Source organism: Modicisalibacter xianhensis, assembly GCF_900113605.1.
In the GTDB taxonomy this organism is placed as follows: Bacteria; Pseudomonadota; Gammaproteobacteria; order Pseudomonadales; family Halomonadaceae; genus Modicisalibacter; species Modicisalibacter xianhensis.
The window spans coordinates 177,971-200,807 of the sequence record NZ_FOPY01000007.1 but is presented as its reverse complement, the minus strand read 5'-3'; the positions used below and the strand labels follow the sequence as shown (position 1 = coordinate 200,807).

Sequence of the window (22,837 nt, the reverse complement as noted above, 5' to 3'; positions counted from 1 at the left end):
CCCATGCATGACAAGACATTGACGGAGCTTGCCACGGCCTTGGCCGCTGGTGAGTTCTCGAGCCGGGAACTCACCGAGTCGCTGCTGGCACGTATCGAGCGTCTCGACGGTGAACTCAACAGCTTTATCACCGTGACCGCCGAACAGGCCCTGCAGGCGGCTGATGCCGCCGATGCCGCACGCGCCAAGGGCGAAGCGGGCCCCCTGGCCGGCCTGCCACTGGCACTCAAGGACATTTTCTGTACCCGAGGCGTGCGCACCAGCTGCGGTTCGAAGATGCTCGATAACTTCGTCTCGCCCTATGACGCCACCGTGGTCGAAAAACTCGCCGCGGCCGGCACCATCAGCCTCGGCAAGACCAACATGGACGAGTTCGCCATGGGCTCGTCCAACGAGAACAGCCATTATGGCCCGGTGAAGAACCCCTGGGACCTGACCGCCGTGCCCGGTGGCAGTTCCGGCGGCAGTGCTGCCGCCGTCGCTGCTGGCCTGGTACCTGCCGCCCTGGGCACCGACACTGGCGGCTCGATCCGCCAGCCGGCGGCCTTCTGCGGTATCACCGGCCTCAAGCCGACCTATGGCCGGGTATCGCGCTACGGTATGGTCGCTTATGCCTCGAGCCTCGACCAGGCCGGCCCCATGGCGCGTAGCGCCGAGGACTGCGCCCTGCTGCTCGGCACCATCGCCGGCCACGACCTGCGCGACTCCACCAGCGTGGCACGCGGCGTCCCGGATTACCGTGCCGAACTCGAGGCATCGCTGTCCGGGCTAAAGATTGGTCTGCCCAAGGAATATTTCGGCGATGGTCTTGCCCCCGAGGTGGAAGCCGCCGTGCGCGACGCCATCAAGGTCTACGAATCGCTGGGCGCCTCGGTTCGTGAGGTCAGCCTGCCGCACACCGATCTGGCGATTCCTGCCTATTACGTCATCGCCCCGGCCGAAGCCTCCTCGAACCTGTCGCGCTACGACGGCGTGCGTTTCGGTCATCGCTGCGAAAACCCCGCCGATCTCGAGGATCTCTACAAGCGCACCCGCGCCGAGGGCTTCGGCGATGAGGTCAAGCGACGCATCCTGATCGGCACCCACACCCTCTCGGAAGGGTTCTTCGATGCCTACTACAAGAAGGCCCAGCAGGTTCGGCGCTTGATCCGCCAGGATTTCCTTGATGCCTTCGAGGACGTCGACGTGCTGATGGGCCCGGCCTCGCCGACGCCGGCCTTCGACCTGGGCGCCAAGAAGGATCCGGTGTCGATGTACCTGCAGGACATCTACACCATCGCCATCAACCTCGCCGGCATTCCAGGTATCAGTGTACCGGCCGGTTTCGCCAGCGGCCGACCCGTCGGCCTGCAGATCCTCGGCCCGCACTTTGCCGAGCAGCAGCTGCTCAACGTCGCCCATCAGTTCCAGCAGGCGACCGACTGGCATCGCCGCCAGCCCGCCTTCGGCAAGGAGAACGCATAATGCAGTGGGAAGCCGTGATCGGGCTGGAAGTCCACGTCCAGCTCGCCACCCAGTCGAAGATCTTCTCGGGGGCCTCCACGGCCTTCGGTGCCGAGCCCAACACCCAGGCCTGTGCCGTCGACCTGGGCCTGCCGGGTGTGTTGCCGGTGCTCAACGAGGCCGCCGTGGCCATGGCGGTGCAATTCGGCCTGGGCATCAATGCCGAGATTCCCGAGACCTCGATCTTCGATCGCAAGAACTACTTCTATCCCGACCTGCCCAAGGGCTACCAGACCAGCCAGATGTATCACCCCATCGTGGGCCCCGGTGAGGTCGAGATCTCCCTCGAGGACGGCAGCACCAAGCGCGTTCGGGTACACCACGCACATCTCGAGGAAGATGCCGGCAAGTCTCTGCACGAGGACTTCCACGGCATGACCGGCATCGACCTCAACCGAGCGGGCACGCCGCTGCTGGAGATCGTCTCCGAGCCGGACATGCGCTCGGCCAAGGAAGCGGTCGCCTACATCAAGGCCCTGCATTCCATCGTCACTTACCTGGGCATCTCCGACGGCAACATGGCCGAAGGCTCGATGCGCTGCGACGTCAACGTCTCGGTGCGCCCCAAGGGGCAGGAGACGCTGGGCACCCGAGCCGAGATCAAGAACGTCAACTCGTTCCGTTTCGTCGAGAAGGCCATCGCCTACGAAATCGAGCGTCAGGTCGAGTTGATCGAGGAGGGTGGCAAGGTCGTCCAGGAAACCCGCTTGTACGACCCCGAAGCCGACGAGACGCGCAGCATGCGCACCAAGGAGGAAGCCAACGACTACCGTTACTTCCCCTGCCCCGACCTGCTGCCGGTAGTGCTCGACCAGGCCTACGTCGACCACCTGCGCGACAGCCTGCCGGAACTGCCTTCGGAGAAGCGCGCCCGTTTCGAGAGCGAGCTTGGCCTGTCGGCTTACGACGCCAGCGTGCTCTCGTCGACCCGCCCCATGGCCGAGTATTTCGAGGCGGTCAAGGACAGTTGCGGCGATGCCAAGCTGGCCGCCAACTGGGTTCAGGGCGAACTGGCCGGCCAGCTCAACCGAGAAAACCTGGACATCGCCGACAGTCCGATCAGTGCCACCCAGCTTGGCGGTCTGATCCGTCGCGTCATCGACGAGACCATCAACGGCAAGGCCGCCAAGCAGGTATTCATGGCCCTGTGGAACGGCGAAGGCGAGACTGCCGACGAGGTCATCGAGGCCAAGGGGCTCAAGCAGGTGACCGATACTGGCGCCATCGAGGCCATGATCGATCAGGTCATTGCCGACAGTCCGGTTCAGGTCGCCCAGTATGTCGAGGCCGATGAAGCCAAGCGCGGCAAGATGATCGGCTATTTCGTGGGACAGGTGATGAAGGCCTCGCGCGGCACTGCCAATCCGCAACAGGTCAACGCCCTGCTCAAGCAGAAACTCGACCAGTCATGACCCGATGGGCCCGGGATTCTCCCGGGCCCTTTGCACGATCTACTTTTCAGGTCTCGAGGATTCGCGAATGTCCGATGATGTTGGCCCACGCCTGCGCGCCCTGCGCACCCTGCGCGGCATTTCCCAGCGTGAGCTGGCCAAGCGTTGCGGGGTCACCCACTCCAGCTTGTCACTGATCGAGCAGAACAAGGTCAGCCCCTCGGTCAGCTCATTGAAGAAGATACTCGACGCCATCCCCATCAGCGTCGGCGACTTCTTCACCATGGACCTGGAGAACCGCAACCAGGTGTTCTATCGCGCCGACGAATTGCCCGACATTGGCAGTGGCGACGTGATCTACCAACTGGTCGGCGCCACCCGCGAGACACGCGCCTTGTCATTCATCATCGAGACCTATGCCGCAGGCGCCGACACCGGACGCGAGATGATCGCCCACCGCGGCGAGGAAGCCGGAGTGATCCTGGAAGGGGAAATCGAGATCACCATCGGCGCCGACAGTCGCATCCTCGGCCCCGGCGAAGCCTACTACTTCAACACCAACGTCCCCCACCGCTTTCGTAACCCCGGCAAGGTGGCCTGCAAGCTGGTGTCATGCTGTACGCCGGCCAAGTCCTTCTGATCGCTTAGCGATGCCGCACCAGTGCCTGGCGAAGCGCGTCGTAGGCCGGCTTGGGACGCATTTGAGGGTCGAAGAGAAGACCGTTGCCGAAGCCCTTGGGTTCCCACCAATCCTGCAGCGACGAGTAGCGGTCGGTAAATCCCCACGTTGAAAACGCACTGAAGGCTGGCTGGTCGACGGCCAGCTCGAGCAGGGAACGATAGTACTCGGCCTGCGCCACTTGCCGTTCAGGCGAGTCCTCCTCATGCAGGTTGACGTCCATCTCGGAAATGCGCACCTCTAGCCCCAGGTCGATGAAGCGCTGGACGTTGTCGCGAAAGGCCTCGGCGTTCACCGGCTGATATTCCTCTGTCATATCTTCATGCATCTGGAAACCGATGCCATGCAGGGGAACCCCCCTCTCCAGCAAGCGCTTGGCCAGCCGGTACAGCCCATCGGACTTGGCATTGCGCTCCTCGCAAGCGAACTCGTTAATATATAGCCTTGCCACAGGATCGGCCCGATGGGCCTCGCGCAGCGCAAAGGCTATATAGTCCTCGCCCATGGCCCGGTACCAGGGCGAACCGGTACGTAGCTCGGGAGCGAACGGCTGCAGCGGTTCGTTGATCACGTCCCAGGAGGCAATTCGTCCCTTGTAGCGCCCGACTACGGTAGCGATATGATCGGCCAGGAGCCGCTGAACCTGGGCATCCGTGAACGCCGTCTCGGTTACCCAGCGCGGCAATGCCTCGCCCCATACAAGAGTGTGCCCGTGCACGGCCATATTATTGCGCTCGGCAAACTCGACGATGGCATCCGCATCGGCAAACGCATAGCGATCCGGCTGGGGATGGATAGCCTGAAACTTCATGGCGTTTTCCGGCGTGAGCATATTGAAGTTCTGCGCCAATATGCGGGCATAGCTCGCATCGCTCAGCAGCGGAATTGCCGACACGGCGGTGCCTATAGCCAGATGAGGGGCATGGCTTTCGGCGAGGCGACGCAGCCCGACGGGGTCCGGCTCAACGCTGGGAAGCTCAGGATCAATGACGCTCACTCTTGAGCCCGGCATCATCGGCGCGGCAATAAGCCGGGTTAACACGAAGGCTCGTCCCACGTCGGCATGCGCCCCGAACACGACCTCGCCCGAGGAGAAAATCCCAGGATCGTCGATGTCCCCCACCACCTCGCCATCGGCCATTATGACGAAGCCCCCCGCGACACGAGCCAATTCGAGCGTGGCTTCTTCCGCCGGGCTGAAAGGATATTCCTGGCGCCGATAATCACCGATCCCGTTTTGTATCTCGACGATCAACTGTTGGTCAGTTACACCCAGCGTGACCGACTTTCCGTCCTGGCGCCATTCATCCTGCACGAGCGGTAAATCGCCATAAAAAGTCACGTAGCCACCAGGCGCTCCCTCGAAACGCAAATGCGCGCCCAGATAGAATTCCCCTTTGACCTGCAATATGGGCCCGCGCAGGTTAATGGGCGGGTTGGGGGTGACTGGCTCGTCAGCGGCATCCGCCGGCGGGATGATGGCTCGCCCCAAGCCCTCGATTCGGACACCCGCTGCGGTCACCTCGGCCCCGGCCAGGTGGGACCAATCGTACTCGAGCAGTTCAAGGGAAGTACGCCAGTCCGTTTTTGCACTTTCAGCAGCGAGCGGGAACGAAGGAAACAAGCCTGCACCGGCAATGGCTATGACTCCGGTCAGGCGCAGAGACAGACGACGCAACGTGTCGAGCAGCATGGTGGCCTCGAGATTGGTAGGGCATCTCGATGTTAGCCAATTTGCAGGGATTGCAACGCCTGAAATGTGTCATTCAAAAAACGGCCCCGCCAGGCTGACTGACGGGACCGCCGATGATGAGTCACTTCACTCTCTATCTCTCACAAGTCCTGGCCTTCAGGGGGAAAGTGACATCCACACCGTCTTGAGTTCTGAATACTCCTCAAGTGAGTGATGCGACTTGTCGCGGCCATTGCCCGACTGCTTCACGCCACCGAAAGGTACCGTCATGTCGCCACCCGCCCAGTTGTTGACGAAGACCTGTCCGGAGTGCAGGCGCCGAGATACGCGCATGATACGGTCGATGTCCTGGCTCCACAGGCCTGCCGCCAGTCCGTACTCGCTGTCATTGGCCAGCGCAACGGCCTCTTCTTCACTGTCGAAGCCGAACACCGACAGCACCGGCCCGAAGATTTCCTCGCGACCGATGGCCATCTGCGGCGTCACGCCGTCGAACACTGTCGGGGCCACATAATAGCCGCCGGCCACCGGGTTGACTGCCTGCCCACCGGTGCGCAGGCGTGCGCCCTCCTCGACGCCTTGACAGATGTAGTCGAGGATGCGCTTGTGCTGTACCTCGTCGACGATCGCGCCCATGAAACTGGCCGGGTCCAGCGGATCGCCGGGCTGCATGGTCTCGGCATGGGCCAGCACACGCTCGACGAACTCATCTCGCACGCTGTTCTCGACCAGTAGCCGTGAACCGGCAATGCACACCTCGCCCTGATTGTGAAAGATCGCTTCGGCAGCATTGCGTGCCACGGCATCGAGATCCTTGCAATCGGCAAATACCAGGTTGGGGCTCTTTCCACCGCATTCCAGATAGACACGCTTGAGGTTGGACTGGCCGGCGTACTGCATGAGCTGTTTGCCGACGCCAGTGGAGCCGGTGAACGACAGGCAATCGACGTCCATCGACAAGGCCAGCGCCTTGCCCGCGGTATGGCCGAAACCAGGCACGACCTGAAATACTCCATCGGGCAGTCCCGCTTCCAGAGCCAGTTGGGCCAGACGCAGCGCGGACAGCGGCGATTTCTCGGATGGCTTGAGAATCACACTGTTGCCGGCTGCCAGCGCCGGGCCGATCTTCCAGGCAGTCATCATCATCGGGAAGTTCCACGGCACGATCGAGCCCACCACACCCAGCGGCTCGCGCAGCACCAGCCCGAGGCTATCTTCGCCGGTGGGCGCCACCTCGCCATAGACCTTGTCGATGGTCTCGGCATTGTAGCGAATGCAGCCGATCGCCCCCGCCATGTCACCCAGCGAACTCATGATCGGCTTACCCATGTCCAGGGTATCGAGCAGCGCCAACTCATGCTTGTGAGTCTCCATCAGCTCGGCCAGGCGCAGCATGGCCTGCTTGCGCTTGCCCGGCGCCAGGCGCGACCAGTCGCCCCGGTTGTAAGCCTCGCGGGCATGGCGCACGGCGAGCTCGACATCGGCGGCGTCGCAGCTGGCCACCTCGGCCAGCGTTTCGCCGGTGGCCGGATTGACCACGGCGAAGCGCTCGCCGCTGGCGGCCTCGACGAAGCGCTGGCCAATAAAGGCGCGGGTCTCATGGGTCAGTTCGCCGGCCAGTCGCTGCCAGTCGGCATGAGTCATGGAGGCTGTCATTGTTTGTCTCCGTTGCAAGGTGAATCGATGGGTTTGCCCAGGCGACGCGCCGTGTCGTCGAGTGCCTGACGCGCCAGTGCCACCAGCTCGTCGATCTGCTCACGAGTGATGACCAGCGGCGGCGAGATGATCATGGTATCGCCCACCGAGCGCATGACCAGACCCTTCTCGAAGCTCAGGTCGCGACATAGGTTGCCGGCGGCGAGCGCCTTGTCGAAACGCTCTCCGCTCGATTTGTCGGCGACCAGTTCCAGCGCGCCGATCAACCCCAGGCTGCGTGCCTCGCCAACCAGCGGGTGATCGCCAAGTTCGGCCCAGCGCCTGGCCAGGTAGGGGCCCAGCTCGTCGCGCACACGAGCGACGACGCCCTCCTGTTCCATGAGTTCGAGGTTCTTCAGCGCCACGGCAGCGCATGTCGGGTGCCCGGAGTAGGTGAAACCGTGGAAGAACTCGCCGCCTTCCTCGACCAGCGTCTCGGCGACCCGATCTCCTACCAGCACGCCGCCAATCGGCAGGTAGCCCGACGACAGCCCCTTGGCGATGGGCATCAGGTCGGGCTCGAGCGCGTAGTGCTGGCTACCGAACCATTCACCCAGCCGGCCGAAGCCACAGATCACCTCGTCGATGACCAGCAGAATATCGTACTTGGCCAGTACCGCCTTGATAGCCGGCCAGTAGCTCTCAGGGGGAATGATCGCTCCGCCGGCCCCCTGCACCGGCTCGGCGATGAACGCGGCCACATTGTCTTCGCCAAGCTCGCGTATCTTGTCCTCGAGCGCCTGAGCGCAAGCCTGGCCAAACGTCTCCGGTGACTGGCCGCGGCCTTCGCCGAACCGCCCCTCCCCAAACCAATAGGGCTGGCGGATATGCTCGATACCCGGTACGCAGGGCCCACCCTGGGCATGCATTGGCGCCATGCCGCCAAGACTCATGCCTGCGACGGTAGAACCATGATAGGCATTCTCGCGCGCAATCACGATCTGCCTGTGCGGCTTGTCCTTGAGCGCCCAATAGCGCCTCACCATGCGCAACACGGTATCGTTGGCTTCCGATCCCGACCCGGTGAAGAACACCCGGTTGATAGAGTCAGGCGCCAGCTGGCAAAGCTTCTCTGCCAGGCGAACCGCGGGTTCATGGGTCGTCTTGAAAAAGTTGTTGTAGTACGGCAACTGACGCATCTGCTCGGTCGCCGCGTCGACAAGTTCCTGACGACCGTAGCCCAGGTTGACACACCACAGGCCAGCCATGCCGTCGAGAATCCGTCGACCTTCACTGTCGTGTATATAGACACCCTCGGCATGGGTGATGATGCGGCTGCCCTCTTCGCCGAGCGCCTTGAAATCGGTGAACGGATGCAAATGGTGGGCACGATCCAGTGCCTGAAGTTCGCCGGTCAGTGGCCGGTTCATTGTTGTTTCTCCTGTTGATGCGCTTCAGTGCGATGCATGGGCTTGGCAGGCCTTGGCGAAACCTCGGAACAAGGCGTCGTAAAGCGGATGCTCGCGAGGCTGCCACTCGGGATGCCATTGCACTGCCACGGCAAAGGGCTCGACGCTGTCCACCGATACCGCTTCGACCAGGCCATCCGGCGCTCGTGCCTCGACACGCAGCCCCTCTCCCAGCCGGTCGATACCTTGTTGATGCAATGAGTTGACGCGCGCCGCAGGTTGGTCGTACAACCCGGCGAGGATGCCGCCCGGCTCGATGATCAGGTCATGGGAAGGTGCGTATTGAACGGCCCGGTCACCTTCGGGCTCGCGATGATCGAGCAGCCCCGGAACGTTCTGCACCGCCTGATGCAGCGTGCCGCCAAAAGCCACATTGATTTCCTGGAAACCACGACAGATCGCGAACAACGGCAGGCCACGTTCGAGCGTCGCAGGTATCAATGTCAGAGCGGCTGCGTCCCGGTCCCTGTCATCGCGCGTGTTTTCCGGCGCTCGCGCCATCCCGTAGCGACCTGGATCCACATTGGTGTAACTGCCGGTCAACAGCAGGCCATCGATGTGATCGAGCAAGGCCAGGTCGACCTCATCCTCCCATACCGGGATCAGCACCGGAGACAGTCCATAGGCGCGCAGAGCGTCAAGATACTTGTCGGTGACCATGTGGGCCGGATGTCCCTCGATCTGGCGACGGCAGGCGATGACGCCCACCAAGGGCCGCTGCGACATGTGCCTTCTCCTCAAGCAGGTTGTCAGTGTTCTATTATTCTCAACATAACGTGCTTAAAAACACTTGCCAAGGCAGCCTGAAAAAATTTCCCTTCCGCTCTTCAACTAGAACCTTTGCGATATTATCAGCCACTCCAGCGGGACCCAGCGGTTATTTTCGACTAAAGCCATGGCGTAAAAAATTTGACAACAAACCCGACCGACGGAAAGATGGCATTCATGGACAACAAACATCAGCACAAAGGGTTCACCTCATGACGTCCGCAACCGCCCAGACCGAAGCCAGGGCCTTTCTCGAACAGCATCCCGATATCGAAAGCTTCGATCTGCTGATCAGCGACCTCAATGGCGTACTGCGGGGCAAGCGTATCCCCAGGGACAACCTGATCAAGGCCTACCGCAACGGCATCAACCTGCCCGCATCGCTGTTCGCCCTGGATATCAATGGCAATACCATCGAAGAGACCGGCCTGGGGCTGGCCACAGGCGATGGCGACCGTGTATGCCGTCCGATTGCCGGATCGCTCAAGCCGACCCCATGGTTGCGCGAAGGACGCCAGGCACAGCTGTTGATGACGATGGAAGAAACCGACGGCCAGCCGTTCTTTGCCGACCCGCGCCAGGTGTTGCGCAAGGTTCTCGATGGGCTCAAGGCCAAGGGTCTGACGCCGGTAGTCGCACTGGAACTGGAGTTTTACCTCGTCGACCGTCGTCGTGACGATCTTGGACTGGCACAACCCCCTTGCTCGCCTGGTACTGGCGAACGTGCGACCCAGAGCCAGCTCTACTCGATCAACGAGCTGGATGAATACGCCGATTTCCTCGAGGAAATTCACCAGGCAGCAGTGGAACAGGACCTGCCGCTGGATACCGCACTCAAGGAATGCGCTCCGGGGCAGTTCGAGATCAACCTGATCCACTGCAACGATGCCCTACGCGCCGGGGACAGCGCAGTCCTGCTCAAGCGGCTGATCAAGGGCGTGGCACTCAACCACGGCTTCGAGGCCACGTTCATGGCCAAGCCCTACGGCGATGAAGCCGGTAGCGGCGCCCATGTGCATATCAGTCTCGTCGACGACACAGGACGCAACATCTTCGCCAGTGACGATGAGAATCCGCTCGGCACGCCACAACTTCGCCAGGCCATTGCCGGCATGCTGGAGCTGATGCCGGCCTCGATGGCGATATTCGCGCCGAACCTCAACTCCTACCGTCGCTTTCAGCCCGGCCTGTACGTGCCGATGGCACCTTCCTGGGGCTACGATAACCGCTCAGTCGCCGTGCGCATCCCATCGGGGCCCAATGCGGCACGGCGTATCGAGCATCGTGTCGCCGGTGCCGACGCCAACCCCTACCTGCTGCTGGCCACGCTGCTCGCCTCTGTCCTGCATGGGCTCGACAACGAGTTGAATCCACCCGAGCCCATCGAGGGCAATGCCTACGAGCAGCTCGCACCAAGCCTGACCAACAGCTGGCTACAGGCGCTCGACCTGTTCGCGGCAAGCGATGTGATGGCCGAGCGACTGGGGCGGGACTTCCATCATGTCTATCACGCCAACCGGCTCGCCGAGCGGGCCGAGGCCATGCGCACCGTCAGCACCCTGGAATACGACTGGTACCTGCGCCATGTCTGACCGGGCCTGACAGCCCGCTGTACCGGGGCATGAAGCGGCCCCGGCGCATCCATTGAACCTAAACGTTACCTGGCTGCCAGCCATGCCTGGCGGCATGGCTTTCTGCAGCCCGGATTCGGGCAGCGAGGCATTCCTTTCATTCATTTTGAGGGAGATATCAATGACAAGCACAACCTCATATCGCCACCCCCACCTATCCACGCGCGGTTGCAGGCAACCGGGAGGTGAGGCATGAATTCCACCCACCCTTTCGCACCCGCCCTGCCGAATCAGCGCGGCCGTGGCCGTGCACTGACGTTGACGCCAGCCATTGCTATCTTTGTCGGCTGGTTGACCTACCTGCATGAGCCGGGCGCAGCCTACGGATGGATGAGCCTGATGCCCTCCGCACTGGTGTTGCTGGTCGCTCTCGTTACCCATCGCACGCTCGAGGCATTGATCGTAGGCGCCCTGGCCGGCCTGTTCATGCTGCAGCCCGACAATTACATCGGTGAACTCGCCGACATCTCGCTCAACGTGATGATGGACGAGACCATCGCCTGGTTGATCCTCGTGGTCGGCTTGATGGGTGGCTTCATCGGCATGCTGGAAAAGGCAGGCTGCACACTGAGCTTCAGTCATTTCATGCAGCGCCTGGTCAAGAGCCGCCGGCAATCGCTGCTGTGGACTTCGGTGCTTGGCATGCTGATTTTCATCGACGACTACCTGAACGCCCTGGCCATTTCCTCTTCGATGAAGCGGCTCACCGATCGGTTCAACGTGTCACGCGAAAAGCTGGCCTATATCGTCGATTCCACCGCTGCCCCTGTATGCATCCTGGTCCCGGTATCGACGTGGGCGGTGTACTTTGCCGAACTGCTGGAAACCAACGGCGCCACCGAGGGAAACGGCATGTGGCTGTACATTCAGTCCATCCCGTACATGCTCTACGGCTGGGTGGCACTGGCCCTGGTCCTGCTGGTGGCTACCGGCCTGGTTCCCGACTTCGGCCCCATGAAGGCGGCCGAGCAACGCGCCCGCGCCGGTCAGCCCATTCCCGACGACGCCCCTGACGAACCACTCGAGGACGACTCGGCACCGCGCGGCAATCCCTGGCTGGGCCTGTTCAATTTCCTGGCCCCCATGGCGGTACTGATCGGCGCCAGCGCCTACTATGACATCGACCTGCTGATGGGCACGATTGTCGCTACCCTGTTTACCCTGGCCCTCTTCCTGATCCAGCGCCTGAGCACCTTTGATGCCTTGATGGACTCGATCATGGACGGCTTTCGTACCATGATGCTGCCGCTCGCCATCGTCGCTGCCGGGTTCGTGCTGCGCGACATCAACGAGCAACTGGGCATGACCGAGTTCATGATCGATACCCTGACCCCTTATCTGTCGGTGGCCCTGCTCCCCGCCATCGTGTTCGTCTCGATGGCCGTCGTGGTGTTCGCGACCGGTTCGTCATGGGGCGTATTCGTCATCTCGATTCCCATCGTGATCCCGATTGCGCAGCATATGGATGCTTCCATGCCGCTGGTCGTCGGGGCCCTGTTGTCGGCATCCAGCTTCGGCAGTCATGCCTGCTTCTTCTCGGACTCTTCGGTACTGTCTTCCCAGGGCAGCGGCTGCCTGCCGATGCAGCACGGGCTGACCCAGATCCCTTATGCCGTGCTGGGCGCCATCGTGGCGACAGGACTCTTCCTGATCCTGGGCTTCACGCTCGCCTGATCGACGTTGCAACGAAAAGGGCTCCCCGTTCAGAGGAGCCCTTCTTGAGGGAAATGGCCTCTCAGCCCTGAGGCGCAGCCGCCTGCCCCGCATCGACATGCCACTGAGGCTGACCATTCAGCAATGGTACACGATTGCTTTCCGGCGCCTCATCGAGCCGAATCCGGTAAGCCTCGCCATCGACACGGTACTCGACATCATAACCGAGGAGTTTTTCCTGGGAATCGGTGACCGTGTGGCAACGTTGTTCGGTCGCGGTGTAGGTGTCGCCTTGCTGCATCCTCCCCTGCACTTCACGACCCGCGAAGCCCCCCGCCACGGCACCGGCCGCAGTGGCAATCTTCTTGCCACTACCACCCCCGACCTGATTACCCAGCACACCGCCGACAATGGCCCCGATGGCGGTGCCGGCAATACGGTTGGTGTCCTGTACCGGGCGCTGTCGTGTCACGGCCACGTCTTCACAGACTTCACGTGGCGTTTCGACAGTTTGCGTAATACGCTCGACATGGGTGATATCGGCGTACTGCACCCCTTGGTCAACGTTCTGGATCTGATAGGCACCGAAGGCCAGGCCGCCCAGGCCCAGCACTGAGAGGGTACTACCGATGATGATGGACTTGCTCATGTTCGCCTCCTGTTCTTCTTGCTGACTGACGTCATGGTCAGGACACAGCTGTAAGGTGCAGCTGCGGGGCGCCATGTCTCGGACATGGACGCTCCGGGCGATGTGTGAGTGCGTACCGCCGGCTCAAGCGGAACGCGGGCGTGTGAGACAATGAAACTATGCGGCAGGCAACACGCAAAGAAAAGTTACGAAACAGCGTTTCCATATTCTTTGCGCAATTGCGCAGGGTGACGAAAGCGCCGTTACTCACGGATACGGTAACGAGCGGCTAGACTCCCAACGCGTCTCGCACACGGTAATACCAGGCCCCAAGCGTGGTAAGAGGCACGCTTAACGTCCGCCCGCCCGGGAACGGCAAATGCGGCAAGCCAGCGAAAGCATCGAAACGCTCGCTCTGTCCATCCAGCACTTCGGCGATCAAGCGACCGGCCAGATGCGAGCAGGTCACGCCATGGCCCGAATAGCCCTGGGCATAGTAGACATTGGCATTGATACGCCCGAATTGCGGCAAGCGGTTGAGTGTCAACAGGAAGGTCCCGCTCCATGCATAGTCGATCTTGACGCCCTTGAGCTGGGGAAAGGTGGTTTCCAGCTTGGGACGAATCACGCCCTCGATGCTGTTCGGATCCTGACCGCCATAGCTGACCCCGCCACCATAGATGAGCCGTCGATCCCCGGACAGGCGATAGTAGTCGAGCAGGTAATTGCAGTCTTCCACAGCCCGGTCGGTCGGCAGGATATCCTTTGCCGTGGCTGCATCCAGCGGCTCGGTAGTCACGACCTGCGTACTGGCAGGCATCGACTTGCCCTCCAGTTGCGGCATGAGCCCTTTCATGTAGGCATTGCCGGCCAGCACCACGCGGTCGGCCACGACCCAGCCCTCGGGTGTATGCAGGCGGACCGGCTCGCCATGCTCGATCGAGGTGACCGGCGTCTGTTCATAGATCCTGCCACCGAGCGATTCCAGGGCAGCCGCCTGGCCCAGCACCAGGTTGAGCGGATGAAGATGCCCGCCGGAATGATCGAGCAACGCGCCGACGTACCGTTCGCTGCCGATCTCGCGGCGGTAGGCTTGCCCTTCGAGCAGCTCGAGCTGGTCGTTGCCGAAACGTTCCCACAGCGCCTTGTGCTCGCTCAGCGCCTTCATCTGCTTGGTATTGCAGGCGGCAAACAGGTTGCCTTCCTTGAGGTCACAGGCGATATCGTAGCGGGCAATTCGCTCACGAATGATACGGTTGCCCTCGAACGCCATGTCACCCAATGCGCGTGCTGTCTCGCTGCCATAGCGGGACTCGATCACATCCATGTCGCGGCTGTAGCTATTGACGATCTGGCCGCCATTGCGGCCAGAGGCCCCAAAACCGATACGAGCCGCTTCCAGTACCACGACGCGGTGCCCTTTTTCTGCCAGGTGCAACGCCGCGGACATCCCCGTGAACCCGGCGCCGACCACGCAGACATCGCATTGGACTTCGCCTTGCAGCGCGGGACGCTCAGGGCTTGGGTTGGCAGAAGCGGCGTAATAGGACGCGACATGCGCGGTGCCTGGCTTGGACATGTCTATCTCCAAAGATGTTTATTTTATTCAACAACAAGACTCGATACTACGCGACTTGATCCATGCCAATCAAGAAACACGGTACTTTATTTGCAACACTTAAAAGCCATGTGACCAGTTCGAAATGCAACGGCCGGGCAATGCCCGGCCGTTGCGAGAGTCTACCCACAAGTCAACGGCTCAGAGCTTCGTTCCAGAGTTGCTGAAGCAGTTGCAGGGTATCGCCGCTGACCGACGGAGTGGAGACCAGGCGCTGGCGCGTCTGTGCGTCGGGCATCACCGGCGGCTCGCGCAGGGCGGGGTCGACCAGCGGCAAGGCGGCCTCGTTAGGGGTGGTATAGCGGTTGTAGTTGGCCAGTTGCGCTGCCACCTCGGGGCGCAGCATATATTCGACAAAGGCTCGCGCTGCCTCGGGGTGCGGCGCCCGGGCAGGAATTGCCATCACGTCGACCCAACGCTGGGAGCCTTCTTCGGGAATGAAGAAACCGATCTTGCCATAGGTTTCGGGCGATTCGGCCAGCTTGTTGGCCAGGTCGCCATTATAGGCCACGCCCGCCTGAATGGTGCCTCGCGCCAATTGCTCGATGGTCGCCGTGGCATCGACAAAACCCACGAAGTTGTCACGCTTGCGCGTTTCGCTGACCAGCTTGGCCGCCTCGATCCAGGGGTCCTTGCCCACACAGTCGAAACCGTGCCCCAGGTAGGCGCAGGCCGTACCGAAGGTGAACTGGGCATCCCCCTTCAGCAGCGCGAAGGGCTGGTCCTGATTGGTCTCGGGATCGTAGAGCAGACCCCAGCTCGGCTCGGGATCCGGCCATGTCTCGGTGTTGTAGGCGATGCCCGTCATGCCCCACAGGTAAGGTACCGTGTAGCGGCCTTCCGGATCGTAAGCAGGGGTCTGAAACTCCTCCATGATTGCCTCGCGCCCTGCCAGGGATGCCCCCTCGTCTGCCAGCGGCTGTACCAGCCCCGCCCCAATCAGACGTGGCATGAAGTACCCCGAAGGCACGATGACATCGTACTGAGCATCTCCCCCAGCGGTGAGCTTGGAGAACATCTCGGCATTCGAGTTGTAGTAGTTCAGCACTACATCGATGCCGGTTTCGGCCTCGAACGCTTCGATCAACGCCGGATCCATGTAATCCGACCAGTTGAACAGATTGAGTTGTTGCTGCTGGGCAGCAGCCGGCAGGGCCAATACCGACAAGGACAACCCGACAATCGCAACGAGAGGGCGGTGGGACATGAACGTTTCCTTGTTTTGGTCAGTGGTAGAAAAACTCGCTTATACCCTCAGCAACAGGTGCTCTCGCTCCCAGGAGCTGATCACCCGGAAGTAAGCGGTATGCTCGGCTCGCTTGACTGCCAGATAGCTGTTGGTGAAGCGCTCGCCGAGCAGGTCAGCCAAGGCCGGGCATTCGCGTAGCGCATCCAGGGCCGGGCCGATATCGTCAGGTAACTTGTTGCCGGCCGACCAGGCCGAGCCAACCATGGGCGGACGCGGATCGAGCTGACTGATCATGCCCAGATAGCCGCAGGCCAACGAGGCAGCCATCGCCAGATAGGGGTTGGCATCGGCGCCGCCCAGGCGATTCTCGACGCGTGTCGCTTCAGGTGCACCTACCGGTACGCGCAGTCCAACCGTCCGGTTGTCATACCCCCACTCCGTATTCACCGGTGCCGAGCCACTGGTTTCGCTGCGCATCAGGCGGCGATAGGAGTTCACGTTGGGTGCAAAGAACGGCATCGCTGCCGGCAGGTACTGTTGCAGTCCGCCAATGTAATGGTGGAACAGCCGGCTGGCCTGACCATCCTCACCCGCGAACAGGTTCGTGCCGCTGTCATCGACCAGGCTCTGGTGGATATGCATCGAACTACCCGGCTCGTTGGCCATCGGCTTGGCCATGAAGGTCGCATACATGCCATGACGCAGCGCAGTCTCTCGTAGCGTACGCTTGAACATCACTACCTGGTCGGCCAGCATCAGCGGGTCGCCATGCTGGAAGTTGACCTCCATCTGGCCGGCCCCCTCCTCATGGATCAGGGTATCGATATCCAGATCCATGGCTTCGCAGTAGTCATACATTTCCTCGAACAACGGGTCGAACTCGTTGACGGCATCGATGGAAAATGACTGACGGCTGCTTTCCTGGCGTCCGGTACGGCCAATGGGGGGCTCCAGCGGGTAGTCGGAATCCGTATTGGTCTTGACCAGGTAGAATTCGACCTCGGGCGCAACGACCGGCTTCCAGCCACGCGCCCTGTAGAGCTCGAGTATCCGCTTGAGGACACTGCGCGGCGACAGCTCGACTGGCTCGCCGGTCAGGTAATAGCAATCATGGATGATCTGGGCGGTGGGATCTTCTGCCCAAGGCACCAGGTAGACCGCATTCGGGTCGGGAATGAGCTGCATGTCCAGCTCGGCCGGGTTCCAGAACCGGATGTCCTCGTCGTCGGGATAGCCCCCGGTGACCGTCTGTATGAAGATCGAGTCCGGCAGTCGCGGTCGCCCACCGTTGAGGTACTTGCTGGCGGGCATGATCTTGCCCTTGAGAATGCCGGTCAGGTCGGAGACCAGGCATTCCACTTCGGTAATGCCATGGCGCTTGAACCAATCGCTCAATTCATGGCTTGTGCTGTTACTCATACCTTTTTTCCTTGAAGGCTTATCGCGCGGCCACCGTGATTGCATTGTCGCAGGCACGTAGGGAGGCGTGCCCGACGATAGCCGCTAGCCCCATTCACGCCAAGGCGGGCCGGCTCCCGGCCCGCCGGGCGATCAACGCGCCTGCACTTCGTTCCACAGCTGGTTGAAGGTTTGCAGGTCCTGCCCCTTGAGACTGGGCGTGAACTTCAGACGCGCCATGTCTTCCTCGGTGGGCTGCACCGGCGGCTTGGTCAGCACCTCGTCCAGGTAGGGTTCGGCAGCGGCGTTGGGGCTGGAGTAGTAGTTGTAGTTGGACAACTGTGCCCCGATCTCGGCATCGAGAATGAAATCGATGAACTTGTGCGCCAGGTCGGGATTGGGCGCCTCGGCAGGAATCATCATCGAATCCACCCACATTTCCGTGCCTTCATCGGGAATCATGAACTTGATGTTCTTGAAGGCTTCGGGGTCTTCTTCCTTGAAATAGAGGTAATCCCCGTTATAGCTCAGGCTGGCGTGGGTCACGCCGCGCGCCAACTGTTGCAGGGCCGGCGTACCATCCACGAACCCACTGAAGGTGTCACGCCCCTTGGTGTCGATGAGCAGCTTGGCGGCTTCCTTCCAGGCATCGACACTGGTGCAATCGTAGCCGTGACCGAGATAGGCACAGGCAGCACCGATACTGACCTGACCATCGCCCATCAACGCGAATGGGTAACTGGCATTGACCTTGGGATCGAACAGCAGCGACCAGCTTTTGGGACCGTCGGGAAACGTCTCGCCATTGTAGATGATGCCGGTAGTGCCCCACTGATAGGCCGCGCTGTACTTGTTGTCGGGATCGAAGGAAGGATCGCGGAACTGCTTCTTGAGGTTGTCCAGGTTCGCCAGCTTGGAGTGATCGAGAGGCTGAACCAGTCCCGTCTCGATAAGGCGCGGCACATAGTAGTTCGACGGCACGATGATGTCATACTGCGACACACCGCCAGCGTTCAGTTTGGCCAGCATTTCAGGCAACGAATTGAAATAGTTCTGCACGACCTCGACGTCGTATTTCTGTTCGAATGCCTCGATGATTTCCGGGTCCATGTACTCGGTCCAGTTGAACAGGTACAGCTTGCCCTCTTCGGCATGCACCCCACCGGCCAGTACCAGGCCACCGAGTGCGGCAGCGATTCGCGTGGTGATTGTTTTCATCGTAACGCTCTCCTTCGGTCCCTTTCTTTCAGGAATAAGGGCGCCTCAATGGCGCCCCTGTCGATTGAACATCAAACTGAACACGGCGGCGATAGCCACGGCGCCGATCATCAACGTGGCGATGGCGTTGATTTCGGGCGAGACCCCTTTCTTGATCGCACCCCAGATGTAGATAGGCAAGGTGGCGCTTTCCGGTCCCGCCGTGAAGAAGCTGATCACGAAGTCATCGATCGACAGCGTGAACGACAGGAAGAACGCCGAAATCAGCGCCGGCTTGAGGGTCGGCATCAAGAAATGCACGGCACGCTTGAATGGAGTGGCATACAAGTCCTTGGCCGCCTCGAACAAGGTGGCATCGAGCCCCACCAGGCGCGAGTAGACGATCAGTGCCACAAATGGAATCTGGAACGTCACATGGGCAATGATCATCGTGCCCAGTCCAGGCTGGAACAGGCCGGTATAACGATGAATCGACACGAAGAATGCCATCTCCGAGATACCGAAGACGATATCCGGCAGCACGATCGGCAGATAGATCAGCACGATCAACCAGCCCAGCTTGCGATGGCGGTGACGGTACATGCCATAGCCGATCAAACTACCGATTGCCAGAGCCACCACCGAGGACACGCTGGCCAGCACCAGACTGTTCCAGAACGCAGAAATGATCTGCTCGTTGCCCAGCAGTCGCGTATACCAGCGCAACGAGAAGCCGGTAAAATTGGCGGCACTGTTGGACGCATTGAACGAGAACAGCATCACCACCACGAGCGGCAGGTAAAGAAAGAAGATCGTTGCCCACCAGAACGTGGTCAAGCCTCGCTGCAGTGTACGCTTTCTCATATCACGACCTCCTCACCACCGCCCAGGCGCTTGCCGATGCGGCGCATGGCGAACAAGCCGGCAAAGGTGGCAATCAGCATCAGGATTGCCCCCGCGGCACCCAGCGGCCAATTGGCGCTGCCCGCGAACTGGTTGGCCACCAGGTTGCCGAGCATCATGCCCTTGCCCCCGCCCAGCAACTCAGGAATGACATACATGCCGAACGCTGGGATCGCTACCAGTACCGTGCCCGCCAACAGACCCGGCAAGGTCTGTGGAAACACCGCATGCCAGAAGGCTCGCAGCGGAGCGGCGTAAAGATCCTGGGCGGCCTGGACCTGTGCTGTATCGAGCTTCTCGAAGGCGGCATATAACGGTAACACCATGAATGGCAGGAAGTTGTAGACCAGCCCCAGCGTGACCGCGAAGTTGGACGGGTAGAGCCCCATGTTGGGCGCGATCAGCCCCAGCGCCTGGGCGGCGTCGGACAGCGGTGTGCCCGGGGCCAGCAGGTTCATCCAGCCGAAGGTGCGGATGACCTGGTTGGTCCATGACGGCACTACCACCGCCAGCAACATGATCGGCCGCCATTTCTCGCGACAGGTGGTGATGTAGTAGGCAATTGGATAGGCCACGATCACCACCAGCACGGTGGAAAGCAATGTCTGCCACAGCGAGCGCAGCAAGGTATAAAGATTGCCGGGGCTCCAGCCCAGGAAACCAAAGCCCGCCAACTGACGGAAGGATTCCAGGGACAGGGGCATCTGCGGCTGGCCATAGGGTCCGTTGGTCATGAAGGCCACGGCCATCAGGTAGACGCTGGGCAGCACCAGGAACACGATGATCCATACCGCACCGGGCATCACACTGAACAGCAAATGGCGCGTCTCGCTGACCACGGCACGACCACGTAACGCGATACTTATCTCAGCCATGCGTGATCTCCTAGGCAGCGACCCGAACCAGATCTTCAGGACAGAAACTGACCGTGACCCGATCGCCGACTGCATGCAGCCGTTGCCCCACGTTGCTGGCTACTGCCATCAGCGTCACGCCATTGACTTCCAAGCGATATTCGATACGGCTGCCACGGTAGAGGCGCTCCTTAACGGTCCCCTCGAGCCGGTTGTAGCCCGCAGGTACCTCACCCCCAAGTTCCAGCGTTTCAGGGCGGATGAGCAACCAGCCCTGCTGTTCGGATCGCTGTTGCGCAGGATCGAGTTGCAGACGCCCCAGTTCCGTATCCACCCAGTTGTCGGCACTGCGCTGAATGGCGAACAGGTTGTCATGGCCCATGAAACGCGCGACGAAGGCATTGACCGGATGTTCGTAGACTTCGCTGGGCGTACCCACCTGCTGGATGATACCGCTATCGAGCACTGCGATTCGGTCCGACATTACCATGGCCTCGTCCTGGTCATGGGTCACGAAGACGAAGGTCATGCCGAGACGTTTTTGGATGCGCTGCAGCTCTACCTGAAGCTGGCCTCGCAGACCGGCGTCCAGTGCCGATAACGGCTCGTCCAGCAGCAGCACGTTGGGCTCGCAGACCAGGGCCCGGGCCAGGGCGATACGCTGGCGCTGCCCGCCTGACAATTGGTCGACACGCCGCTCCACCAGCGACCCCAGTTGAATGAAATCCGCGACCTGAGCCACCTTGCGTTCGCGCTCGGCCGACGACTCACCCCGCATGCGTAGGCCAAAGGCAAGATTGTCGCGTACCGACAGGTGGGGAAACAGTGCGTAGGACTGGAAAACGGTATTGACGCTACGGCGGTGGGGCGGGATATCGGTGACATCCTTGCCCCCGATCAATAACTTGCCGGCATCAGGCTCCTCGAGCCCGGCAAGTATTCTCAACAATGTCGTCTTGCCGCATCCCGACGGACCCAGCAGGGTAAAGAACTCCCCCGCGTCGATGGTCAGGTCGACACCATCCAGTGCGACCGTGTCCTTGCCAAACTGCTTGCGCAGGCCCTTCAATTCGATTGACGAGGCCTCTCGGGGCATTGATTCGTCCTTCTCGCGTGTGTCGTCCAACGGGTCGGAATGTTCGACCTCGGGGGCCGGCATGGGGTTAGTCATCGCACGATTCTCCCGTTCTTGTGTTGTCGTGGTGTGTCGGAAGTCGGTGCCGTCGCGGTTACAACCGGTCGCGTAATTTATAGAAATTCGTTGCCAGCACCAACAGCGGCGTGCGCAACCACCGGCCGCCCGGGAACAACCGGTGCGGCATGGCAGCAAACACATCAAAACGTTCGGCCTGCCCGGCAATGGCATCACTGAGCAGCTTGCCGGCCAGACCGGCCAGGGACATCCCATGACCGGAATACCCCTGGGCATAGAAGATATTGGTATCCAGACGGCCAAAATCCGGTGCACGATTCAACGTGATGGCGACATCCCCTCCCCACCGGTAATCGATGGCAACGCCGCGCAGGGCCGGAAACAGATGGGCGATCTTGGCATCCATGCGCGCTTTCAGCGCACGCGGCTCATGACCGTTGTAGCTCACTTCGCCACCGTAGATGAGTCGTCGGTCAGCGGAGAGCCGGTAATAGTCGAGCACGAAGTTGGCATCGGACAGGGCGTCGTTGCGGGGTAGCACCTGGGCGGCCTGCGCCTCGCTCAGTGGTGCCGTTGCCACGATATAGTTGGCGGCGCGCATGATACGGCCCCGAAGCTCAGGCACGAGACCACCCACGTAGGCGTTGGTCGCCATGACCACGAACTCCGCATTGACCCAACCGTGCGCCGTCGAGACTCGGGCAGGCCGGCCACGTTCGACATGCTCGACCGCACTGTGCTCGTAAATGGTCACCCCGGCACGCTGTGCCGCCAACGCCAGCCCCAGCGTGTAATTGAGCGGATGCAGGTGTCCACCCTCGGCATCATGGAGTGCCGCCGGATAGGCATCGGTCGCGACATGCTCGCGCAGCGACTCGCCCTGGAGAAAGCTCAGGGAGGGATAATCGTAGTTGCGGGCCATCTCGTCCTGGAACGCCCGCAACTCTTTGACGTGACGTGGCTTGACCGCCGCATGCAGGTAGCCCCAGGCCAGGTCGCAGGGAATCTCGTACCGTCGAATCAGTTCCGCGGTCAGACGTACCGACTCACGACTCATCTCCCAGATATCGCGGGTGCGCTCCCGGCCAAGGGCTTTCTCGACAACGTCGAGCCCAGTCCCCAGGCCGGGCAGAATCTGACCGCCACTGCGCCCCGAGGCGCCGAAACCGACCTCACCCGCCTCCAGCAGCACCACCCGATACCCCCGTTCGGCCAGGTGCAGCGCCGCCGAGCAGCCAGTGACGCCACCGCCAACCACGCAGACATCGGCCTGTACGTCACCGGACAACGGCGGCGTCGGCTCGAGGCTGACCGCGACACTGGCGTTGTAGTATGAGGAGGGACGGCGCAGTTGGGCAGCGACTGTCATGCAGGTTTCCCGATCGAGGACCGTTCACGGTCAAGTTTATTGTTGAATTCTTTCACCACGGCAACGAGACAAGCCACGGTTTATGCCCTAAGTCTGACACCAAACC

General features: G+C 61.3%; 18 protein-coding genes. 5 read left to right on the top strand and 13 right to left on the bottom strand.

The genetic code is table 11. From position 1 onward, the window contains the following. Positions 1 to 3 precede the first annotated feature (3 nt). The 3 genes from gatA (at position 4) to BM194_RS10245 (ending at position 3,534) form a co-directional block, all read left to right on the top strand. The gene (gene gatA, locus BM194_RS10255) at positions 4 to 1,464 is read left to right on the top strand and encodes an Asp-tRNA(Asn)/Glu-tRNA(Gln) amidotransferase subunit GatA (protein WP_092846375.1); all 1,461 of its coding nucleotides are present in this window, start codon (positions 4 to 6) and stop codon (positions 1,462 to 1,464) included. After that, positions 1,464 to 2,915: an Asp-tRNA(Asn)/Glu-tRNA(Gln) amidotransferase subunit GatB gene (gene gatB, locus BM194_RS10250; protein WP_092846373.1), complete on the top strand. Its 1,452-nt coding sequence runs from the start codon at positions 1,464 to 1,466 to the stop codon at positions 2,913 to 2,915. Before gatA ends, gatB begins: the two co-directional genes overlap by 1 nt. A gap of 67 nt (positions 2,916 to 2,982) precedes the next feature. Further along, positions 2,983 to 3,534, top strand: a complete 552-nt coding sequence (locus BM194_RS10245) for a cupin domain-containing protein (protein WP_092846371.1) — start codon at positions 2,983 to 2,985, stop codon at positions 3,532 to 3,534. Positions 3,535 to 3,538: 4 nt separating this feature from the next. Here BM194_RS10245 and BM194_RS10240 read toward each other — a convergent pair whose 3' ends face one another. The 4 genes from BM194_RS10240 to BM194_RS10225 all read right to left on the bottom strand — a co-directional run bounded on the left by BM194_RS10240 (position 3,539) and on the right by BM194_RS10225 (position 9,096). Next, complete coding sequence (locus BM194_RS10240; protein WP_092846369.1) at positions 3,539 to 5,266, bottom strand: endo-1,4-beta-xylanase; 1,728 nt, start codon at positions 5,264 to 5,266, stop codon at positions 3,539 to 3,541. A gap of 156 nt (positions 5,267 to 5,422) precedes the next feature. Beyond that, complete coding sequence (locus BM194_RS10235; protein ID WP_092846367.1) at positions 5,423 to 6,922, bottom strand: aldehyde dehydrogenase; 1,500 nt, start codon at positions 6,920 to 6,922, stop codon at positions 5,423 to 5,425. Continuing rightward, complete coding sequence (locus BM194_RS10230) at positions 6,919 to 8,331, bottom strand: aspartate aminotransferase family protein (protein ID WP_092846365.1); 1,413 nt, start codon at positions 8,329 to 8,331, stop codon at positions 6,919 to 6,921. Before BM194_RS10230 ends, BM194_RS10235 begins: the two co-directional genes overlap by 4 nt. A 24-nt stretch (positions 8,332 to 8,355) precedes the next feature. Continuing rightward, positions 8,356 to 9,096, bottom strand: a complete 741-nt coding sequence (locus BM194_RS10225) for a gamma-glutamyl-gamma-aminobutyrate hydrolase family protein (RefSeq protein WP_092846363.1) — start codon at positions 9,094 to 9,096, stop codon at positions 8,356 to 8,358. Between the two features lie 254 nt (positions 9,097 to 9,350). Between BM194_RS10225 and BM194_RS10220 the strand changes: the two genes are divergently transcribed. Both BM194_RS10220 and BM194_RS10215 read left to right on the top strand, forming a co-directional pair. After that, entirely contained in the window at positions 9,351 to 10,730 is a 1,380-nt protein-coding gene (locus BM194_RS10220; protein ID WP_092846361.1) for a glutamine synthetase family protein, read from the top strand. A 231-nt stretch (positions 10,731 to 10,961) separates the two neighbouring features. Beyond that, positions 10,962 to 12,443 carry a Na+/H+ antiporter NhaC family protein gene (locus BM194_RS10215; RefSeq protein WP_092846359.1) on the top strand — a complete coding sequence of 494 codons (1,482 nt, stop codon included), beginning with the start codon at positions 10,962 to 10,964 and terminating at the stop codon, positions 12,441 to 12,443. A gap of 61 nt (positions 12,444 to 12,504) precedes the next feature. Here the strand turns inward: BM194_RS10215 and BM194_RS10210 are convergent, their stop codons facing one another. From BM194_RS10210 to BM194_RS10170, 9 genes are all read right to left on the bottom strand, one after another. Further along, positions 12,505 to 13,071, bottom strand: coding sequence for a glycine zipper 2TM domain-containing protein (locus BM194_RS10210; RefSeq protein WP_092846357.1), 567 nt, complete (start codon positions 13,069 to 13,071; stop codon positions 12,505 to 12,507). A gap of 268 nt (positions 13,072 to 13,339) precedes the next feature. Continuing rightward, on the bottom strand, positions 13,340 to 14,629 hold the full coding sequence (locus BM194_RS10205; RefSeq protein WP_092846355.1) for an NAD(P)/FAD-dependent oxidoreductase: 1,290 nt from the start codon (positions 14,627 to 14,629) through the stop codon (positions 13,340 to 13,342). A 172-nt stretch (positions 14,630 to 14,801) separates the two neighbouring features. Beyond that, positions 14,802 to 15,875 (bottom strand): polyamine ABC transporter substrate-binding protein, encoded by a 1,074-nt coding sequence (locus BM194_RS10200; RefSeq protein WP_092846353.1) that lies wholly within the window; start codon positions 15,873 to 15,875, stop codon positions 14,802 to 14,804. Positions 15,876 to 15,914: 39 nt separating this feature from the next. Then, positions 15,915 to 17,276, bottom strand: a complete 1,362-nt coding sequence (locus BM194_RS10195; protein WP_092846351.1) for a glutamine synthetase family protein — start codon at positions 17,274 to 17,276, stop codon at positions 15,915 to 15,917. A gap of 132 nt (positions 17,277 to 17,408) precedes the next feature. Continuing rightward, complete coding sequence (locus BM194_RS10190; protein ID WP_092846349.1) at positions 17,409 to 18,473, bottom strand: ABC transporter substrate-binding protein; 1,065 nt, start codon at positions 18,471 to 18,473, stop codon at positions 17,409 to 17,411. A gap of 45 nt (positions 18,474 to 18,518) precedes the next feature. After that, on the bottom strand, positions 18,519 to 19,316 hold the full coding sequence (locus BM194_RS10185; protein ID WP_092846347.1) for an ABC transporter permease: 798 nt from the start codon (positions 19,314 to 19,316) through the stop codon (positions 18,519 to 18,521). After that, positions 19,313 to 20,230, bottom strand: coding sequence for an ABC transporter permease (locus BM194_RS10180; RefSeq protein ID WP_092846345.1), 918 nt, complete (start codon positions 20,228 to 20,230; stop codon positions 19,313 to 19,315). The genes BM194_RS10185 and BM194_RS10180 overlap by 4 nt, the downstream gene beginning before the upstream one ends. Before the next feature lie 10 nt (positions 20,231 to 20,240). Next, a complete protein-coding gene (locus BM194_RS10175; RefSeq protein WP_243836110.1) occupies positions 20,241 to 21,380 on the bottom strand; it encodes an ABC transporter ATP-binding protein in 1,140 nt (379 codons plus the stop codon). Positions 21,381 to 21,438: 58 nt separating this feature from the next. Continuing rightward, positions 21,439 to 22,731 carry an NAD(P)/FAD-dependent oxidoreductase gene (locus tag BM194_RS10170; RefSeq protein WP_092846341.1) on the bottom strand — a complete coding sequence of 431 codons (1,293 nt, stop codon included), beginning with the start codon at positions 22,729 to 22,731 and terminating at the stop codon, positions 21,439 to 21,441. Between the last annotated feature and the right edge of the window lie 106 nt (positions 22,732 to 22,837).

Excerpts from the sequence above, each read along its gene's own strand:
- gatA (WP_092846375.1), top strand. The coding sequence starts at position 4 with ATGCATGACAAGACATTGACGGAGCTTGCCACGGCCTTGGCCGCTGGT.
- gatB (WP_092846373.1), top strand. The coding sequence starts at position 1,464 with ATGCAGTGGGAAGCCGTGATCGGGCTGGAAGTCCACGTCCAGCTCGCC.
- BM194_RS10245 (WP_092846371.1), top strand. The coding sequence starts at position 2,983 with ATGTCCGATGATGTTGGCCCACGCCTGCGCGCCCTGCGCACCCTGCGC.
- BM194_RS10240 (WP_092846369.1), bottom strand. The coding sequence starts at position 5,266 with ATGCTGCTCGACACGTTGCGTCGTCTGTCTCTGCGCCTGACCGGAGTC.
- BM194_RS10235 (WP_092846367.1), bottom strand. The coding sequence starts at position 6,922 with ATGACAGCCTCCATGACTCATGCCGACTGGCAGCGACTGGCCGGCGAA.
- BM194_RS10230 (WP_092846365.1), bottom strand. The coding sequence starts at position 8,331 with ATGAACCGGCCACTGACCGGCGAACTTCAGGCACTGGATCGTGCCCAC.
- BM194_RS10225 (WP_092846363.1), bottom strand. The coding sequence starts at position 9,096 with ATGTCGCAGCGGCCCTTGGTGGGCGTCATCGCCTGCCGTCGCCAGATC.
- BM194_RS10220 (WP_092846361.1), top strand. The coding sequence starts at position 9,351 with ATGACGTCCGCAACCGCCCAGACCGAAGCCAGGGCCTTTCTCGAACAG.
- BM194_RS10215 (WP_092846359.1), top strand. The coding sequence starts at position 10,962 with ATGAATTCCACCCACCCTTTCGCACCCGCCCTGCCGAATCAGCGCGGC.
- BM194_RS10210 (WP_092846357.1), bottom strand. The coding sequence starts at position 13,071 with ATGAGCAAGTCCATCATCATCGGTAGTACCCTCTCAGTGCTGGGCCTG.
- BM194_RS10205 (WP_092846355.1), bottom strand. The coding sequence starts at position 14,629 with ATGTCCAAGCCAGGCACCGCGCATGTCGCGTCCTATTACGCCGCTTCT.
- BM194_RS10200 (WP_092846353.1), bottom strand. The coding sequence starts at position 15,875 with ATGTCCCACCGCCCTCTCGTTGCGATTGTCGGGTTGTCCTTGTCGGTA.
- BM194_RS10195 (WP_092846351.1), bottom strand. The coding sequence starts at position 17,276 with ATGAGTAACAGCACAAGCCATGAATTGAGCGATTGGTTCAAGCGCCAT.
- BM194_RS10190 (WP_092846349.1), bottom strand. The coding sequence starts at position 18,473 with ATGAAAACAATCACCACGCGAATCGCTGCCGCACTCGGTGGCCTGGTA.
- BM194_RS10185 (WP_092846347.1), bottom strand. The coding sequence starts at position 19,316 with ATGAGAAAGCGTACACTGCAGCGAGGCTTGACCACGTTCTGGTGGGCA.
- BM194_RS10180 (WP_092846345.1), bottom strand. The coding sequence starts at position 20,230 with ATGGCTGAGATAAGTATCGCGTTACGTGGTCGTGCCGTGGTCAGCGAG.
- BM194_RS10175 (WP_243836110.1), bottom strand. The coding sequence starts at position 21,380 with ATGACTAACCCCATGCCGGCCCCCGAGGTCGAACATTCCGACCCGTTG.
- BM194_RS10170 (WP_092846341.1), bottom strand. The coding sequence starts at position 22,731 with ATGACAGTCGCTGCCCAACTGCGCCGTCCCTCCTCATACTACAACGCC.